Here is an 18,763-nt window from a genome sequence, read left to right as displayed (position 1 = left end):
CCGTTTCAGTTTAACCAGTATGAGCCTTTTACTATTCATCAAAGCACTGGTAAGCAGGCAAAGATCATCAGTGAAATTCAGAATGCACAGCAACAATTCAAGACTTTGGCCGCGTTGAGAAAGGATGTACTTTACTGGAACAGGCTGAAGCGAACAGTTGCGACAACGGTAAAGCAAATGCCGGTAGTATATTTGCAGAATCTGAATGGTCAAACGGTAGAATTTCTCTATTGCCTTGAAGACTCCAAACAGTCCCTCAAGCTTTTACCCAAAGTGATGTATTGTTTAAGACAGTTTAGTGAAATTATTGAAGAGCTTTGCCAGAAGCGCTGGATTGATTTTGTCCGGCTGAATAAGCAGAACCTGGTTGTATTAGATGGGTTGCCTGACCTAGATGAATTCATGTTTGCACCGAGTCGTAACCAACTAGGACAGGTCGCAGACTTTCTGATTGATTTGCAACAATGCCAGTGTTTTTACTGTGGCAAAAGCCTAAAAAATTCAAAATATGCCGTGGATCATTTTATTCCATGGTCTCTATATCCTGCCGATACAGGACATAACTTTGTCTTAGCTGATGAAAAATGTAATTCACAGAAAAGCAATTATTTAGCATCCGAGCAATTCTTGGAGCAATGGAGAGAACGTAATCATCTGCATGATCAAGCCATTACACGAGAGATTTCTCAACTTGGCTTCTTAACGGATCTGCAGCGTTCGCATCGGGTTGCCGACTGGGCGTATAAGCAAGCGATAGAGAATGAGTATTTAGTTTGGTTGGGGGGAAAAGATAAAAAGATATTAGCCCAAGTGTATTAAAGAATTTATTTTCAATAGATATATTTAAGTACTTGAATGTAATAAAGATATAAAGCACCTTAGTAGTGCTTTATATCTTTGGGTGTGTGCATTTGTTCTAACCTTTCTAAGACGGTAGCAGAGAACGGTTGCCAATAGTTCCATGAACGATATTTTTGATCAAAACGGCCACCACCTTCATTCCGCCATTGCTTTAGAATTGCAATGATTTCGGGGTTGTAAATACAATTCACGGATAGCATTCCACTCGAAAATTTGCGAGCACGTACCCATATTCCATTGATGGTAAATTGATAATCTTCCCAAGATGAAACATTAGGAGTCGTGTTTGTTGCGAGTTGTTCAGTTGCTTTAAGTGGATTTTTAGATATTTTCCCTTCAACTCCATTTTTAATCACTTTAGGGGCTTGAGGATAAAGCCAACTTTTATGATCCAGACTTTCAAGGATCAGTTTCTTTGCTTGTTCACTTGGTATTACAAGTTCAGTCTGTAATAAGCTCGATAAATCAATCTCTAATGTATTAACGTTCATTGATTCAATGATCTTGAGTTTATTCTCATCAATAAAATGTGTGACAGCAATTTCAATAAATACTGGTTCATCATTGTAATAACAGGCTAAATCAGGACGAATTAACCCTAAGTGAAATTCAGGAATAATTTTGTCAAATGTCCACCATGCAGCTTCATTGTCTTCAGTATTTGGGACCGCAGGAAGCATTAAACCCATAGATTCTAAAATGACTTCTTTGGCGTATTTGTGTAGTACAGATTCTGGATTAATGTTACAGCTCTCCTTATTGCTGGCATGTGCAAAATGATGCTCTTTGATATCACCTTTGCGTGCAATGACAGTTTCACCGCATTCAAAACAAGTACATTTACACGCTAAGCCACGTTCAACATTTTCTATTTGGACCAGATTATTATTTTCATTGAGAGCAACATACATAGTCATGAGTACAAATCCTTTAGCAAGTTAATTTACTCTTCTACTATGACTGTGATTTAATCGCTAAAACACCGTATTAACAGGGGTAATACGGGTAAGTGGGGTGTATAAGTGACTGAAATAGAAATAAAAGTACTAAAATTATTTTATGGCTTACTAGTGAACCAGCCTACGATCAACAGGGCGTATGATTGTTTAAAGGTGTTATTTGAAAAAACAATTGAGAGTTATAAGAGTGGTTTTGAAGAGAAAGTTACTTACTCCAGGCAGCAATTGAAAGTTGCTGTTGATGGAAAATTGTCAGCGGAAAGAATGGATTCTAAAGAACTTGGAAAATGGATCAATGACTCACGATTAAATGATTTTTTAAAGTGTGTTATTCACCGGCACAGTGCAGTGTTTGATGAGCTTGGATACATCCCATTTGTAAATACAAATGATACTAAGGGTGGGAAGGGGAATGAGCGAATATATTGGTTGGAAATAAAAAAAATTACAGCTAAAGTTGATGAAGATAATCAGAGTCCTGAAGATAATATTGTTCATTATGAGCGAAATAATCCTGCCGACATTCAACTGTCGTGGTTTTATAAATTCATTTTTAAAAATGGCGAGTTAAAAAATAAGAGCTTGAGAGGACTGGTAATGATTACCGTACTCTTTGGTAGTGTGATTGGCTGGGCTATTTATGTTTTTATTTTTTCATTGGTATTGGTTAGTGATGAACAATCTTTTACATCGTTGGACTTATTTTGGATTAGTTGTCTGATTTTCTTTTCATTTATTATGTTTAAGTACTGGGCAATTCCGTTATGGAATTTACCAGAGCATCGTGTAATTAAAGCCCCTATGAGTTTTATTTCATTCGCTGAAGATCATGCTGATCTTGAAATGTATCGGGATAAAGAGAGAAATCAAATTACTCGGGTGACAAAGTTTAAAGGTACATGCCCGATATGTGCTTCTGATGTCCTCTTAAAAAGTGGGAAACCAGATCAAAAGATGCCTTTAGTGGGACGGTGCGTTGAGAGTCCTTTTGCCCATGTGTATAGTTTTGATCGTGTGACACTGAAAGGTGAGCAACTAAAATAAATCATAATTTACATGGGTAAATTGTTATATGTAAATGTGATTTTTAAAAATAAGTGAGCGATTGTACGGCCACTACATTTAAACATGAAATTTTTGAAAAGTAAGAGGGTTCGGATTGACCCCACAAACTTGATAAGAGACGGTCTTATTTTGATAGCTATTCAAAATGTTTAATTATTACACGCCTGTCTTATCTAAGTCTTATGCTTATAGTAAGATTCTCATTTATCTAAAAAATATTGTCTATGAAAAAAATTGCTGTTGTTGCTGCCGTAATCAAACATGAAGATAAAATTTTATGTGTACAAAGAGCACCATCTAAATATGATTATATTTCTTTGAAATATGAATTTCCTGGTGGGAAAGTTGAGCAAGATGAAACGCCAGAGCAAGCAATTATTCGTGAAATTCAAGAAGAATTAAACATGGAGATTGTAGTACATTCACATCTTATTACGGTTGACTATGACTATCCTGACTTCAGTATTTCTTTGAATACATTCTTATGTCATAGCAATGATAAAAATTTACAGTTATTAGAACATGTGGATTATCAATGGTTGACTATCGATGAACTAACTACTCTCGACTGGGCAGCAGCAGATTTACCTATTGTTGATAAGTTGCAAAGAAAATGATTCTAGATGCATTGAGTAAAGGGTTAATTACAAGCTTCATTGATCAATCTTCCTATTCAGAAGATATTTATCAAACTAAGTTGGTGCAAAATAATTATCCATTAGAAAAAGTGATCAATACCTTTGAAGGTGAATTAGAACATTGCACAAGGTTTTGGTTCACTACAGCTTTTTTGAGCATGAGTGGTTTTAATACACTTTATTCTTTGCTAGAGAATTTACAACGCAGGAATGTTCCTGGTCGAATTTTAGTTTCTCAGTATCTTAATTTTACTCAACCAGATGCACTAAAAAGACTAAAAAAGTTTAAGAATATTGAGGTCCGTATCGATACGAAATCTGATTTACATGCGAAAACCTACCTATTCCAGCGTGAAGATCATATAAGTGTGTTGTTAGGTAGTAGTAATTTAACTGCTAATGCATTGAGTAAAAATGAAGAGCTCAATATTTTTATTCGAGCTTTACCTCAAAGTAAAATTATGCGAGATATGCTGCTTAAAAAAAAGACTTTATTTAATGATGCACAAGAATTGACTGACGAGTATTTAGCACAATATAGTGAAATATATCAGGCCCAAAAACACTTTGTTCAGAAACTACCACAACAGAACATAAAGCTTTCTAGTTCAATTACACCTAATTTAATGCAACAAGAAGCCTTGAGTAGTTTGGAAAAATTACGAGAGGGCAATGTTTCTAAGGCTTTACTCATCTCTGCAACAGGTACAGGAAAGACTTATCTTTCGGCTTTTGATATACGCAATTTCAAAGCAAAAAGTATGCTTTTTATTGTGCATCGAGAAAATATTCTTCTTGATGCACAACAGACTTTCAAAAATGTATTCGGGACCGATTTTAAATCTGCTATTTTTTCAGGATCTAATCGAGATATAGCTGGGTACAATAATATTTTTGCCACTATACAGTCTTTATCTAGAGATCATAATTTAACTCAATTTTCACCAGAGGCTTTTGACTATATCGTAATAGATGAAAGTCATCGTTCAGGCTCTGCTAGCTATTTAAAAATTTTAGAATATTTCAAACCTAAATTTCTTTTAGGTATGACCGCGACTCCAGAAAGAAGCGATGGTATTGATATTTTCAAAGCATTTGATTACAACATAGCCTATGAGATTAGGCTTAAAAAAGCCATGGAATGTAATCTCATTTGTCCTTTTCACTATTTTGGAATTTCAGATTTAGAAATAGATGGTGAGCTGATTGATGATAATACTGATTTTGGTCATTTAATTAGTGATGAGCGTGCTCGAAAGATCAAAGAAGCTTCAGATAAGTTTGGTACAGATAGCGGTGAATTAAGAGCCTTAGTTTTTTGTTCTAGCGTTAAAGAAGCGAAAGAGCTTGCAGGGAAAATGAATCTCTTAGGGATTCAAAGTATAGCTTTAAGTGGTGAGAATAGTACGGAACAGCGAACAGCTGCGATCGAGTCAATCAGCTCGGCAGATAATCATCGTATTGAAATGATTTTTACGGTTGATATTTTTAATGAAGGAATTGATATTCCTAAAATTAATCAAGTAATTTTTCTACGAGCAACAGAGTCATCGATTATTTATGTCCAACAATTAGGTCGTGGACTACGAAAAACTGCAACTAAAGAATACCTGACCGTTATCGATTTCATTGGCAATTATGAAAAGAACTTTCTAATCCCAATGGCTTTATTTGGTGACAGCTCATTTAATAAGGATCAATTGCGCAAATTAGTGACGAGTGGTGGTTCATTATTACCAGGTGCATCGACGATTCATTTTGATGAAATTGCTAAAGAAAAAATCTTTGCTTCGATTAATAATTCTAATTTTCAAATGAAAAAAGATTTAGTGAATGATTACAAGTTATTAAAGACTCGGCTTGGTCGTATGCCGATGATGATGGATTTTCTACAAACCGATTTGCGAGATCCATTTAGTTTTGTTAATTATGCAAAATCTTATTATTCCTTTATAAATCCGATAGAAAAAATTACACCAACTTTAAATGAGTTCGAAGAGGCGTTATTACAATTCTATGCTCTAGAAATTAACAATACAAAGCGTGTACTAGAATCATTGCTTTTAGAGAAAATTATTCAATACGATCAAGATGTAATAGAGGTCGAAACATTCCAATATGAAGTAAAGGAAAGATATCAAATCAGTGTTTCTAAAGATGATTTGGTATCCATACTTAATAATTTAAATATGGTTTTTAACCCGACTAAATATTTTAAAGATCATGGGGCAATGAGTTCTTTAGGGATAAGAAATTCTTATTTTTTTGCTTCTAATGATTTAAAGAAAGCTCTTAAAAACTCTACTTTTAAAAAATTCTTAAATGATAATGTGCAGTATGCAATCAGTAAATATTTTAAAGATTTTGATATAGTTAAATTCAACCGTGGTTTTGTTTATTATGCGAAATATGGACGTAAAGATGTATTCCGTATTTTAAATTGGGAAAAAAATCAAAACCCACAAAATGTGGGTGGATATTTAGCCAGTAAAGATAAATCAAATTGCCCAATATTTGTCACCTATCATAAAGCAGATGATATTTCTGATAGTACAAAATATGAAGATAAGTTCATTGATCCGCAACATTTTCAGTGGATGTCTAAATCAAAAAGAAAAATTTCTAGTCCTGATGTTCAGGTGATTTTAAATGCACAGCAACAAGGAACATTGCTACCTTTATTCGTGAAAAAAGATGATGATGAAGGTGTTGATTTCTATTTTATCGGTTTTCTAAGTTATATCGAAGGTAGTGCACAAGAGACTTTAATGCAAACAGATGCTGGTCCTGTTTCTGTTGTTAAAATTGATTTTAGAATAAATAAGCCTGTTGAAAATGGATTATATAAATATCTTGTAAATATATAATATGTATTAGTTCAAACTTAATAGGATATTGATTGTGGAAACCGAGAGTTATCTGCTGGGTTAGATGTTCTGAATCTTTAGAAAGAAAGCCAATTATCTCGGAAGATAATTGGCTTGAGCAAAGAGTTTGGCTATCCGCTTATTCGTCGATCATCCCAATAACACGGTACTACAATCAAATTGTTTTCATGTAATCGTGACCATAATCGGACACCTAAATCCCGCTGCATATTTTGGACTGTGAAATTGGAAATCAGCAGGGTAGATTTCATATTGTCATAACGACTATATAAGATCTTATGCACCATCTCCAGGCGTTTTTCATGCCGGTCATGCAGGCCATATTCATCAATCACCAATAAATCAAAACTGGAGAAATGGTCGATAACTTCTTTCTCAGAGCGTGAAGCATCTGACCAGGTATCCATCATTTTTTGAGCGATTTCTGCACTGGTATAGTAGCGTGCAGATTTTGTACTATTATGCAGAATGTTGCGAATAATTGATGCACTCAGATGGGTTTTACCTGTACCCGGTGTACCAATCATCAACATGTTCGGGTTGTGGTCAGAAATAATCTGCTGTGCAAAGGCCTGACATAGTTTGATGGTATTGTCTTGTGCAGGGCATGCAACTACATAATTCTTGAAGCCACGATCCAGGTAACGTTTATTGAGCCCTGAATTTTTAATTTTCTGTTGTAGCAATCGCTGTTGCAGCTCATCTGCATAGGCTGCATGTGAGTGATGGACGGTTTCTTTGGCACACAATTTACAGAGCCTGTGACCGGCGATTTCCATCAGGGGTATATGATGGGTAGGGCAGAGTGTTTCTATTGTTTCTGCGCGAAACTGGAGTGTTTTAAGCATGGTATTCATGGCTGATCTCCTAAATCCATTTTGAATTTTCTAAAAAACTCTCATTTTTTTCTTCAAAATTTGAAGATGAAGATGAAGATGAAGATGAAGATGAAGGGCATGATTCAAGCATGGCTTGAGTAATACTCGAGCTCTTCTCAGGAGCTGCTTGAGCATTTACTTTTCGTTGCTTGGTTGATGCTTGAGCATTACTTGCGGATTTATTCCAGCGTGCTTGAGCTGCATTTTTAGCTTTATCAGATTTCATTTGCTGATTTTGCAATGCCTGGCTTTTTAAACTGGTTAAAAAACTTGAATGAATCTGCTCAGACTCGACTTCAAACAATTCCAGAGCCATCAGCGTATTCAACAAAGTTTTAGCCTTGGTGTGCTGAGGTAATTTCGTGATGCTACATACAGTAGCTAGGTCATGAGGGATGGCACCATTTTTCCAGAAATCCATCATTAACAGCAGTGCCGCACCAATTTGTTCTGCCGTCATTCGTGCAAATTTTGCCTGTAGGTCGCCAATATAGAGTGGCATCCAAATTGAAATATCTTTATGCATGTGTTCACCTTTTTATAGATATAGAGGGGCTAAGGTCATCGATTGGATGACCTTCTGTCTGTGTTTGTTTTATTAGTGAGCGAGACTCATTAAGCGGAGACGGGCCTGTTGGGCCAAGTCATCGTAATGGGCTTGCCCTTCATCCAACATTCGCTGTAACCAGAGTCTCAACGCCTGGTGATCATCGAAGCATTTGTTGATCTCCAGCAAAAATGCCAGATTGTGCAGTTTGGGAATGTGTAGCTCATGGATTAATTCACGAGCGACCATATCTGCTTCAGGACTGACGACCACACCACCAAAGAAAGCTTTACTATTCATGTGCAAGCTCCTCTGTATTTAGTTTTTCCAGCATGGCTTCAAAAGCACTGCCATCACGACGCGTAACATTGGGGATGTAACGGCTATAGACCCGGAATAGCATTTCAGTCGTTGAATGCCCCAATTGACGTGCGATCCATTCCGGATTCTCTCCCGCCGACAGCCAGAGTGTTGCTGCGGTATGACGTGTTTGATAGGCTCTTCTAGGCTTCAATCCTAGAAAGCGCAAGATCGGATGCCAGACACGTTTATTCACCAGACGGTAATCGAGAGGTCCACCGTCACGATTGCAGAATACAAACTCTGATTTGCCATTATTTAAGCTTTTCTGTTGCAGAAAGGCCTGATAAACCCGATCACTCATTTGGATGGTACGGTCAGAACCATAAGTTTTGGTTCCACCAAGCACACCATTCACTAACGCTTCTCTGATATGGATTTCACGACGTTGTAAGTCGATATTTTTCCATTGCAGACCATCGATTTCACTGGTACGCATACCCGTAAAAAAGCGAATGGTGTAATAGGGGCGGAAGTCTTCACGCACTGTGGTAAGAATTTTATGCACCTCTTCCAGAGAAAAAGGTGTGACTTCAATCTTGCTTTCCTTCAGATTGTTAATATTTTTATAAGGCGACTCAAACTCGTATCGTTCAGCCGCATCATTGAGTATCATACGTAAAGGCGTCATGATTTGATTGATCCTCGATGCTTTTAGACTTGTCTGATCTTTTCCGTGTGTCACTTTGGCGAGAGAGGCACGGAAGTTCAGCAAGTCTGACTTCTTGATTTTCGAGAGAACCTGATTACCAAAAGCAGGAATCAAATAGTTTTTGATTACAATTGAAACCTTTTGCTGGTATGAGGTTCTCCATTCAACTTGTTTCTGCTTAAACCACAATTCAGTAAACTCTTTAAAAAGAGGAACCCTAGTTTGTACAGCGATTTGCTGACTTCTTTTTTCCTTAAAATCATCGACACGTTTACTTTTTGGAAAGTACTTTTCGTATTCAAAAGTGCCCAGTGTGATTTCTGCCTCAAGCTGTTCGAGACGTTTTTTCAAAATGCGACGGTTATAGGCATTGTCTTCAAGATTGGTTGTTTCTCTGCAACGAATGCCCATGTAGCGAAAGTCGGCAATCAGTTTGCCACTTCGTTCCCGGATGGTAGCCATCAGTTAAACCTCCTAAGCCTTATTGCAAAGCATCCATGCTTAAACCAGTGAATTTAAGCATTTCAGTTTCAATACGTTCCCAAACAAAAAGAATTTTGCGGCCACCAAAAGGACGGATGTAGTGAACACCTTCAATAAAGACACTGTCCTTCAGCTGGTTGCGAATGGTACGAGCGTCGTACTGGATTTTTTCAGCCAGTTGCTGGGCTGTGAGATAGGTATATGACATAATTGTATTCCTAGCGTAATTCATCGGATGTAAGGAATTTTTCATCCTTAGACCTAAAATAACCTCAAATTTAATTAAATGCAATTAAATTTTCATTGTATTAGAGGAAAAATTAATGGTTATTTGTAAGCTACCAATATTGTTGGCTGAAAGAAAAATGCGTGTAGCTGACTTAATTCGTGGTACAGGCATTAATAAGACAACTTTGCATAAGCTTTATAATGGCGAATTGACTCGAATTGATTTGGAGACCATCGATCGAATTTGTGATTATTTGGATGTACAGGTAGGGGATTTATTTGTTTTTGAAAAAGACAATAAAGAACAATCTGTTAGTCAGTAGTTTGGTCACAAATGGTCACATCAAAAAGTGAAATGGTCACAAATTATTGATCATTTGGTAAAAAATACCTTGTTTGGAAGAGAACAGGGTGATTTTTTGCCTTCAAAAAAGCTCTGAAAGTGGTGATCGATTGAGGACATTTAAGATCAATTGAGACCATTTTTTTTGTTGTGGGCACGCTATGGTCACATCTTGGTCACAAAATACAAATTACATTAAGAATATTTTTTATTGAATCGAATAACAAAGGAAGAAGAGTTTTTAAAAAATATAATAAAATCAACAAGAAAAAAGCCCCAATCTTTCGATCAGGGCTTTTTGAATTTGGAGCGGGAAACGAGACTCGAACTCGCGACCCCAACCTTGGCAAGGTTGTGCTCTACCAACTGAGCTATTCCCGCATGCGGTGTATAATACATGATGCAAAAATCGGGTCAATCATTTTTTGCATTCGTCTGTATTGTTTGCATAAATAAGCAACATTTTTAAAAATTCATCCTGCTATAGACTTTAAACTTGTATTTTGGGGATCGAGCAAACGGTCTGAATCAGATAGGTTCTGAGTCTTGCGCTAAATGCACCTGTTTAGAAAAGATAAAGACAAAAATATCCGCAGGCTGGTTTTTTAACAAGCAGGCTGCGGATTGCGATTAATTTAAAATTAATAAATTAAATTTAAATCATTAAATAATATGAATATTATTCTACAGTTACACTTTTTGCTAGGTTTCTAGGCTGGTCGACATCTGTACCACGTAACACTGCAACGTGGTAAGACAGCAACTGCACAGGAATACTATACACAATTGGCGCAAGCAATGAGCTGACTTGTGGAACATACACTACATGCTGACGCTCTTTGTCTGCAGGGATACCGCTATGCTCATCTGCAAAGACAAATAATTCACCACCACGTGCTTGTACTTCTTCCATATTCGACTTCAGTTTGTCCAACATGTCATCTTGTGGTGCCAAAATCACCACAGGCATGTCATTGTCTACCAAAGCCAATGGGCCGTGCTTTAACTCACCCGCAGCATAACCTTCTGCGTGAATATATGAAATTTCTTTTAATTTCAGTGCACCTTCCAAAGCAATTGGGAATTGTGTGCCACGACCTAAGAATAGGCAGTGATTTTTCTCTACAAACAATTCAGACAAACGCAAAATTGCCGTATCATTTTGCAAAGTATCTAAAATCACTTTTGGTGTGTGCCACAAGCCTGCAATAATTTCAGCTGTTTCTGTTGCTGCTATTGCATTTTTCACCTGACCAATTTTGAGCACCAACAGCATTAATGCTGCCAACTGTGTGGTAAAGGCTTTGGTCGATGCCACACCAATTTCAGGACCTGCAAGCGTCAACAAACTATGATGGGTTTCACGCACCATAGATGAAGTCGCTACGTTACAAATGGTCATGGTGCTAATATTTAAGCCTTTTGCAGCAGCACGTTTTTGCGTGTCGCGTAAAGCAGCTAAAGTATCTGCAGTTTCACCCGATTGTGAAATGCACACATACAACGTATTATTCACAATCACTGGCGTGCGATAACGGTATTCGCTGGCAATTTCCACATGACATGGCAAGTTAATCAGCTGTTCAAACCAATATTTTGCAATCATCCCCGCATGGTAGCTGGTACCACAGGCAATAATCTGTACCTGTTGAATCTTGGCAAAATCAAGCTCAGCATCTTTCAGGAAATCTTCACGTAAAGCGTTGCCATTTAATGCTTGTGAAATGGTTTGTTGAATCGCTTCAGGTTGCTCATAAATTTCTTTGAGCATGTAGTGCTTATATTCACCCTTCGATGCATTGCTTACAGTTGCATCCAGCTCTTTTACAGGGCGTTGAACCGTTTGACCATTTACAAAAACTTCAATGCTGTGGCGGGTTAAGCGGGCAATATCACCTTCTTCCAAATACATGAAACGGTTGGTAATTGGCAATAACGCCAATTGGTCTGAACTGATAAAGTTTTCGCCAATACCGACACCAATCACCAAAGGCGAACCTTCACGCACGGTGATCAATTCATCAGAGTAATCGGTATGGATAATGCCTAATGCATAGGCACCCTTAAGTTGTGGTACCACTTGTTGAACTGCAGTCAATAAACTCGGTGCAGTTTTAAGAGCATGGTCGACCAAATGGGCAACCACTTCAGTATCCGTTTGAGAACTGAACACATAGCCTAAAGTTTCCAGCTCGTCTTTCAGTTCTTGATAATTTTCGATAATACCGTTGTGTACGACAGCAACATTGCCAGAAATATGCGGATGTGCATTGTTTTCAGTCGGTTTACCATGTGTTGCCCAACGCGTGTGCGCAATACCGAGTGAACCTGTTATTTGAGAATCTAGTACTGCTTGCTCAAGATTTGCTACTTTACCGACACGACGCTCACGCAAGACCTGACCTTGACTAATCAATGCCAAACCTGCGGAATCATAACCGCGATATTCTAAACGCTTTAAACCTTCAATGAGGATATTGGTAATACTACGTTCTGCAACGCCACCGACAATACCGCACATAGGAACTTCCTCTTATTTTTTCAATTTTTGTGGACGTTGATAATTTTCTTTAGTGAACTGTTTAGAACGTTCCACAGCTAAACACTGTTCTGCAACATCACGGGTAATGGTCGAACCTGCGCCTACCGTTGCACCATTGGCAATGGTGACAGGTGCAACCAATGAACTATTTGAACCAATAAAGACTTGGTCACCAATAATAGTTTTAAATTTATTGGCACCATCATAATTGCAAGTAATCGTACCTGCACCAATATTGCTGCCTGCACCCACTTCGGCATCCCCTAAGTAGGTAAAGTGGTTGGCTTTAGAGCCTAAACCAATTTGACTGTTTTTCACTTCAACAAAGTTGCCAATATGCACTTCATTGGCCAATATTGTACCCGGGCGTAAACGTGAGAACGGGCCAATCTGTGCAGCTTCACCTACAACCGCTTGGTCAAATACGCTATACGGCTGAACTTTAGTGCCCGCAGCAATTTTGGTGTTTTTGAGGATACAACCTGCACCAATCTCTACGCCATCACCTAGTTCGCAATTACCTTCAATAATCACGTTAATGTCAATGCGAACGTCTTTACCTGCATGGAGATTGCCACGTAAATCAAAACGGGTTGGGTCAATTAAATGCACACCTTGTTGCATAAGTTGCTTGGCTTGGAAGTTCTGGAATTCACGTTCTAAGGCAGCCAATTGTACACGGTCATTCACGCCTTCTACTTCAAAAGCCAGTTCGGGTTTTACCGATGCAACTTCTAAACCATCGGCAATTGCCATCGCCACAATATCGGTCAGGTAATATTCACCCTGCGCATTGTTATTGCTTAGTTTTGGCAGCCATTCATGTAATTTGGCATTACTGACGCAGTAAATACCCGTGTTAATTTCTTGAATTTGGCGCTGTGCTTCAGATGCATCTTTATGTTCAATAATCGCTTGAATTTTACCGTTTTTACGCACAATACGACCATAACCCGTGGCATCGGCAAGGGTGAGTGTCACCAATCCAATTTGGGTTTCACGTGAAACATCGAGCAGCTTTTGTAGGGTTTGCTCTGTAATGCAAGGTACATCTCCCGATAAAATCAGTGATACACCTTCACGTGGTAAAACAGGCAAAGTTACTTTGACTGCGTGACCTGTGCCCAGCTGTTCAGCCTGTTCGACCCACTGTATCTGTTCATGCGTAAAAGCATTTTGAACCAAAGCACCGCCATGACCGTAAATGGTAATAATATGATCGGCTTGTAATTTTTTTGCGGTATCAATCACGTGACCCAAAAGAGGTCGTCCTGCAAGAGGTTGTAATACTTTTGGTAAATTTGAACGCATGCGCGTGCCTTTACCTGCAGCAAGAATAATCACGGTGGTAGACATGTTGAATCCTAGTGATGGCTAAACCAAAGTAAAAGATAAATAAATATAAATACATAATGCGGCCCAAAGACCCGCAATAATATCGTCCAGCATGATGCCAAAACCACCTTCGACCTGACGATCAATGACACGAATTGGCCAAGGTTTCCACACATCAAATAGTCGGAATAAGGCAAAACCTACTATTACCCAGACCCAGCTGATTTGATTGATAAAAATCAGGGGTAAAAAAGTAATCGATTGTCCTGCAAACTCATCCCAAACAATACGACCATCATCATGTACGCCCATAACTTGTGCAGTACGCCCACAGATATATATGCCAACCAGGGACATCATAGCAATGGCAAAAAGGCTTGGAATGAAACCAAGTGCGAACCAAATGGGAATGAAGAGTAGGGCAAAGGCCGAACCAAAGGTACCAGGTGCTTTGGGCAGTAGACCTGAACCGAAGCCAACACCACAGCAGACAATCAGTCTGTCAGTCCAAGACATGGCTTTGAAATTAATCGCGGGTTTGTGCAAAGTGTTGGTATCCATGAAAATGAAGTGAACGATCTACGCCATTCTGTTCAAAGCTTAAGCGGTTTTGATTGTTAATTTTACCGATAATATGAATAGAGGTATCTAAGGTTTGTTGCAAAAGTTGCTGATAATTTTGCGGGCTTATTGTAAAGCATAACTCATAGTCATCGCCACCAGCCAAAGCATATTGCCACTGCTTTTGTTGTGGTAATTCGGTTAGAGCAGGATCGATGGGCAGTTGATCGAGTTCAATACATCCGCCCACCTGAGAGGCTTCCAGAATATGTCCCAAATCTTGAGCTAAGCCATCTGAAACATCAATCATGCTTGAAGCCAGTCCTTTGAGCTGTCGTCCAAGTTGGCAGCGTGGTGTTGGATAGTCCAAACGTTGTTTTAAAGGATGCTCACGATGGTCGAGCCCAAAGGCTGCATCACCAACTTGTCCACTGACACAAATGTAATCGCCCACTTGAGCACCTGAACGAGCAACGGCTTGCCCGTGTTCAATCCAGCCAAGTGCGGTAACAGTAATGGTTAGATGTGGACTCTGAGTCGTGTCGCCACCAATTAAGCGCACGCCAAATTGATCGCAACAATCGTGTAAACCCTGACTAAAGCCTTTTAGCCAGTCGTGATCAATTTGGGGTAGGCTCAAGGCCAATAAAATACTGTGCGGAGTTGCACCCATCGCCGCAATATCCGATAAATTTACTGCGACGGCTTTCCAGCCAATGGCATGCGGGGAGGTGTCGAGGGGAAAGTGTCGTCCTGCAATCAGCGTGTCAGCACAAATCACCAACTGTTGTTGGGGTGGAGGTGTAAGCAAGGCTGAGTCATCACCGACACCTAAATCGACAGCATCGGGATGCGGTCTGTTGAAATAGGTATCAATAATAGAAAACTCAGCCATACAACAATCGACTCAATAATTTGAATTAGTTGCTTTGTTGCTTTTCTTCTGCACGCAAGCTGTTGGCAAGACGGTCTAATACACCATTGATGTATTTATGGCTGTCTGCACCGCCGAAGTGTTTGGCCAGTTCAATCGCTTCATCCAGTACGACACGGTATGGAATTTCCAGATGCTGCTGCAATTCGTATGCGCCTAAGCGCAAAGTTGCCAGTTCAACACCATCGAGCGCTTGAATGTCACGGTCAAGCACAGGTATCAGCAAAGCATCTAAAGCTTCATGATTGGCAACCACTTGAGTCAGCAATTCATGGTAATAACCAAGATCCACTTTGTGCATGGCATTTTCCACACGGGTACGTGCTTCAATTTCATGCACTGGATTGTGGCTCATTTGCCATTCATAAATACCTTGCACAGCAAAACGACGTGCTTTGCGTTTTGCTGCATAAGTGGCTTGGAGTGTTTGCGACATAGCGTTAAATAGCCTTTAACAAGTTAACCATTTCAATTGCAGTTAAGGCAGCTTCGCTTCCTTTATTACCTGCTTTTGTTCCAGAGCGTTCAATCGCTTGTTCAATACTGTCCGTAGTGAGTACACCATTAATCACTGGTAAACCTGTGTCTAGACCGACCACGCCTAAACCTTTGGCACATTCGCCTGCCACAAAGTCAAAGTGTGGCGTGCTGCCACGGATGACTGCGCCTAGCGCAATAATGGCATCATAACCATTCGATGCAGCCAATTTTTTAGCGACTACAGGAAGTTCCCATGCGCCTGGTGCATGAACAACAGTGATATTATCCTCTGATACGCCATGACGTTTCAATGTGTCAATTGCGCCATCAAGCAAATGCTCAACCACAAAACTATTAAAACGACCGACTAAAATCGCATAACGGCCTTCGCTAGCGAGATGTAATAAACCTTCAATACGGCGAATTGCCATAGCAACCTCGATTATTTCTCTGATGTTGGATCTGCGGTGATATATTCCACCACTTCTAAGTTAAAGCCTGATAAAGCATTGAAACGTAATGGTGAGCTAAGCAGCTTCATTTTTTCAACGCCTAAATCACGTAAAATTTGTGCACCCACGCCAATGGTTTGATATTGCTGAGACAATGCAGCATTGGCTTTGCCCTGTTTCGGGGTTTTTAGGCTATCTAGGGCAGGGCCCAAGTCCTGTAACTGCCCCTGACCAATCCACACCAAAACACCACGTTCGCTGTCTGCAATTTCTTTAAGCGCACGGTCTAAATTCCAAGTAGCGGAACCGTCTGCTTTGTTCAGTTTGAGCAAGTCACGTGTTGGATTAAAACCATGCACACGGACTGTGGTCACGCCTTCTTTAGGCTCGCCTTTAACCAATGCCAAGTGAATATCTGGGTTACCCAATTCACGGTAGCGATACAAGTCAAATGTACCATATTCGGTGTCAATGCTTTGCTGATCTAGACGTTCTACAGTTTGCTCATTGGTCATACGGTAGTGGATTAAATCTGCAATGGTGCCAATTTTGAGGCCATGCTTTTCAGCAAAAACTTCTAAATCTGGACGACGCGCCATGGTGCCGTCTTCATTGATAATTTCACAAATTACCGATGCTGGTTCTAAACCTGCCAAACGGGAAAGGTCACAACCTGCTTCGGTATGACCGGCACGGTGCAAAACGCCACCTGGCTGTGCCATGAGTGGGAAAATATGCCCAGGTTGAACAATATCGGCAGGCTTGGCATGTGCAGCAACTGCAGTTTGAATGGTATGCGCACGTTCTGCGGCAGAAATACCAGTCGTAATGCCTTCAGCAGCTTCAATGGATAAGGTAAAGTTTGTGCCATGTTGCGCACCGTTGGCATCGACCATTAAAGGAAGGTTCAATTGCTGACAACGGTCACGACTTAAGGTCAGACACACAAGACCACGTGCATGCGTAATCATGAAGTTGATATCTTCAGGGCGAACGTGAGTTGCGGCAATGACTAAATCACCTTCATTTTCACGGTCTTCATCATCCATCAGGATGACCATTTTTCCTGCACGGATATCTGCTACGAGCTCTTCAACAGTATTGAGCGGCATCTACCTTCACCTTCTGATTTGTCTGGAACGACATTTTACTGATATAGACGCATAGTCTAACGCTTTTTGCCCTGTTTTGCCTATGCTTATCATTTGCATTGCGTGACTTATGGTTATACACAGTGCAGCAAGGCTTGCAAAGGGGCGTAAATTGTTATTTTACTGTTTGGTGTAGATTGTTTAGGCAGTTGGAGTGCGGTAGGAATTAGAAAAACCAGCAACTGAGCGCATCCAGTAAATCAAGCCTTTAGGGTGAGTGTCGTCACTAGATGCTGTTCCAAATAATAGGATGCTCACTTTAGACAGGATGTGACCAATCCTGTCTAAAGCGCTGTTGCTGTTAGGGTAAAATAAAATTTTGATAAAGTCAGATTGTTTTAACGCTCACGTAAGGCTTCTTTGGCTTTGTTAAATGGCTTGATGAGATAATCCAATACCGTTTTTTCTCCAGTTTTAATATCCACGGTCGCAACCATACCCGGGGTGATGCTAAAATTTTGACCTGCTTTATTGCTCAGTTGGTCGGAATCAGTACGAATATAGACCCGATAATAAAATTGATCTTGTTTGACTTCATCTCGTAAGGTATCGGGCGAAATCACGGTTACTTTGCCTTTTAAGCCACCATAAATTGAATAATCATAGGCGCTAATTTTCACCAAAGCGTCTTGATCAGGGCGAATAAATGCAATATCACGCGGCAAAATTCGTGCTTCGACCAGCAGTTGTTCATCTAGCGGTACAATGGTCATCAGCTTGCCGTTTTGCGGAACGACACCGCCCAAAGTCATCACATCAATTTCTTTAACAATGCCATGTACAGGTGATTTAAACAGCGTGCGGCTCAAGCTATCTGATTTGCCTTTTACCACTTGTGCCTGAGTTTCAATGTCGGTATTGGCTTTGGCCAGTTCTTCACGTGATTTCACATAATACTGATTGCGCACATCACTCATTTGATTGCGTAAATTATTGGCTTCACGTTTTAAACGCAGTACTTCCACCTCACTAGCAGCACCTTTGGCAACCAACGGTTCGGTCATGGCCAGTTCCTGCTCTACCAGTGTCAGAGCTTGTTTTAGTCCAGACAAAGATTCTTCTAAATTGGCGCGGCGTGAGCGATACAATGCTGTTTCTTCATTGACCAGTTGCGGCTCTTTTAATACTTCGGCAGGGGGTGCCATTCACTTCTGCGCGCAGGCGTGCAGCTGTGGCCTGTGCTGCGAGCAATAATGATGTGGACTCACCAACATTCGAGGCAAAACGCGTTGGGTCGAGTTGTGCTAAAACTTGACCTTGCTTGACAATTTCACCTTCACGGACGTGCAGCTGAGTTAAAATACCACCTTCCAAAGATTGCACAATTTGCTGTTCCTTAAAATGTAGTCAAACATAGTCAAGGACTAATTCGCACTCTGTTAATGTCTTGTTGCCAAACGTGTAAC

Annotated in this window: 18 protein-coding genes, 1 tRNA gene and 1 pseudogene; 5 read left to right on the top strand and 15 right to left on the bottom strand. The window is 39.8% G+C overall.

What is annotated here, in order from left to right:
• Positions 1-819 (top strand): HNH endonuclease (locus HHA43_RS12040; RefSeq protein ID WP_168542680.1); only part of this gene is annotated, 819 nt, incomplete at its 5' end.
• Positions 820-878: 59 nt separating this feature from the next.
• Here HHA43_RS12040 and HHA43_RS12035 read toward each other — a convergent pair.
• A complete protein-coding gene (locus HHA43_RS12035; RefSeq protein ID WP_168542678.1) occupies positions 879-1,778 on the bottom strand; it encodes a competence protein CoiA family protein in 900 nt (299 codons plus the stop codon).
• A gap of 105 nt (positions 1,779-1,883) precedes the next feature.
• On the opposite strand from HHA43_RS12035, the gene HHA43_RS12030 reads away from it, so the two are divergent.
• The 3 genes from HHA43_RS12030 to HHA43_RS12020 all read left to right on the top strand — a co-directional run bounded on the left by HHA43_RS12030 (position 1,884) and on the right by HHA43_RS12020 (position 6,390).
• Positions 1,884-2,864 carry a hypothetical protein gene (locus HHA43_RS12030; RefSeq protein WP_168542676.1) on the top strand — a complete coding sequence of 327 codons (981 nt, stop codon included), beginning with the start codon at positions 1,884-1,886 and terminating at the stop codon, positions 2,862-2,864.
• Between the two features lie 245 nt (positions 2,865-3,109).
• Complete coding sequence (locus tag HHA43_RS12025; protein ID WP_053579050.1) at positions 3,110-3,502, top strand: (deoxy)nucleoside triphosphate pyrophosphohydrolase; 393 nt, start codon at positions 3,110-3,112, stop codon at positions 3,500-3,502.
• On the top strand, positions 3,499-6,390 hold the full coding sequence (locus tag HHA43_RS12020) for a DUF3427 domain-containing protein (RefSeq protein ID WP_168542674.1): 2,892 nt from the start codon (positions 3,499-3,501) through the stop codon (positions 6,388-6,390). The genes HHA43_RS12025 and HHA43_RS12020 overlap by 4 nt, the downstream gene beginning before the upstream one ends.
• Positions 6,391-6,521: 131 nt before the next feature.
• On the opposite strand, the gene HHA43_RS12015 is transcribed toward HHA43_RS12020, so the two are convergent.
• From HHA43_RS12015 to HHA43_RS11995, 5 genes are all read right to left on the bottom strand, one after another.
• Positions 6,522-7,268 carry an ATP-binding protein gene (locus tag HHA43_RS12015; RefSeq protein ID WP_168542672.1) on the bottom strand — a complete coding sequence of 249 codons (747 nt, stop codon included), beginning with the start codon at positions 7,266-7,268 and terminating at the stop codon, positions 6,522-6,524.
• Between the two features lie 10 nt (positions 7,269-7,278).
• Positions 7,279-7,815 (bottom strand): DUF1376 domain-containing protein, encoded by a 537-nt coding sequence (locus HHA43_RS12010; RefSeq protein WP_104501024.1) that lies wholly within the window; start codon positions 7,813-7,815, stop codon positions 7,279-7,281.
• A gap of 72 nt (positions 7,816-7,887) precedes the next feature.
• Entirely contained in the window at positions 7,888-8,136 is a 249-nt protein-coding gene (locus tag HHA43_RS12005; protein WP_004895356.1) for a hypothetical protein, read from the bottom strand.
• Positions 8,129-9,310, bottom strand: coding sequence for a site-specific integrase (locus HHA43_RS12000; protein WP_160241738.1), 1,182 nt, complete (start codon positions 9,308-9,310; stop codon positions 8,129-8,131). The genes HHA43_RS12005 and HHA43_RS12000 overlap by 8 nt, the downstream gene beginning before the upstream one ends.
• A 19-nt stretch (positions 9,311-9,329) precedes the next feature.
• Positions 9,330-9,539 carry a hypothetical protein gene (locus HHA43_RS11995; protein WP_000122748.1) on the bottom strand — a complete coding sequence of 70 codons (210 nt, stop codon included), beginning with the start codon at positions 9,537-9,539 and terminating at the stop codon, positions 9,330-9,332.
• Between the two features lie 115 nt (positions 9,540-9,654).
• On the opposite strand from HHA43_RS11995, the gene HHA43_RS11990 reads away from it, so the two are divergent.
• On the top strand, positions 9,655-9,882 hold the full coding sequence (locus HHA43_RS11990) for a helix-turn-helix domain-containing protein (RefSeq protein ID WP_160241737.1): 228 nt from the start codon (positions 9,655-9,657) through the stop codon (positions 9,880-9,882).
• 325 nt (positions 9,883-10,207) lie between these two features.
• Here the strand turns inward: HHA43_RS11990 and HHA43_RS11985 are convergent.
• The 9 genes and pseudogenes from HHA43_RS11985 to HHA43_RS11945 form a co-directional block, all read right to left on the bottom strand.
• Positions 10,208-10,283, bottom strand: a tRNA-Gly gene (locus HHA43_RS11985).
• A gap of 298 nt (positions 10,284-10,581) precedes the next feature.
• Positions 10,582-12,423 carry a glutamine--fructose-6-phosphate transaminase (isomerizing) gene (glmS, locus tag HHA43_RS11980; protein ID WP_168460535.1) on the bottom strand — a complete coding sequence of 614 codons (1,842 nt, stop codon included), beginning with the start codon at positions 12,421-12,423 and terminating at the stop codon, positions 10,582-10,584.
• A 12-nt stretch (positions 12,424-12,435) separates the two neighbouring features.
• On the bottom strand, positions 12,436-13,800 hold the full coding sequence (gene glmU / locus HHA43_RS11975; protein WP_168460536.1) for a bifunctional UDP-N-acetylglucosamine diphosphorylase/glucosamine-1-phosphate N-acetyltransferase GlmU: 1,365 nt from the start codon (positions 13,798-13,800) through the stop codon (positions 12,436-12,438).
• 18 nt (positions 13,801-13,818) lie between these two features.
• The gene (locus tag HHA43_RS11970; RefSeq protein ID WP_168460537.1) at positions 13,819-14,340 is read right to left on the bottom strand and encodes a phosphatidylglycerophosphatase A; all 522 of its coding nucleotides are present in this window, start codon (positions 14,338-14,340) and stop codon (positions 13,819-13,821) included.
• Positions 14,306-15,235, bottom strand: a complete 930-nt coding sequence (gene thiL, locus HHA43_RS11965) for a thiamine-phosphate kinase (RefSeq protein WP_168460538.1) — start codon at positions 15,233-15,235, stop codon at positions 14,306-14,308. The genes HHA43_RS11970 and thiL overlap by 35 nt, the downstream gene beginning before the upstream one ends.
• 25 nt (positions 15,236-15,260) lie before the next feature.
• On the bottom strand, positions 15,261-15,710 hold the full coding sequence (nusB, locus tag HHA43_RS11960) for a transcription antitermination factor NusB (protein WP_168460539.1): 450 nt from the start codon (positions 15,708-15,710) through the stop codon (positions 15,261-15,263).
• A 4-nt stretch (positions 15,711-15,714) separates the two neighbouring features.
• A complete protein-coding gene (ribE, locus tag HHA43_RS11955; RefSeq protein WP_004974350.1) occupies positions 15,715-16,185 on the bottom strand; it encodes a 6,7-dimethyl-8-ribityllumazine synthase in 471 nt (156 codons plus the stop codon).
• Between the two features lie 11 nt (positions 16,186-16,196).
• The gene (gene ribBA / locus HHA43_RS11950; RefSeq protein ID WP_168417725.1) at positions 16,197-17,318 is read right to left on the bottom strand and encodes a bifunctional 3,4-dihydroxy-2-butanone-4-phosphate synthase/GTP cyclohydrolase II; all 1,122 of its coding nucleotides are present in this window, start codon (positions 17,316-17,318) and stop codon (positions 16,197-16,199) included.
• A 377-nt stretch (positions 17,319-17,695) separates the two neighbouring features.
• Positions 17,696-18,692 (bottom strand): annotated as a pseudogene (locus HHA43_RS11945) (HlyD family efflux transporter periplasmic adaptor subunit); the annotation flags it as partial.
• Positions 18,693-18,763 lie beyond the last annotated feature (71 nt).

Source organism: Acinetobacter sp. A2 (genome assembly GCF_012371325.1).
In the GTDB taxonomy this organism is placed as follows: Bacteria; Pseudomonadota; Gammaproteobacteria; order Pseudomonadales; family Moraxellaceae; genus Acinetobacter.
This window is presented reverse-complemented; position numbering and strand designations above follow the sequence as displayed.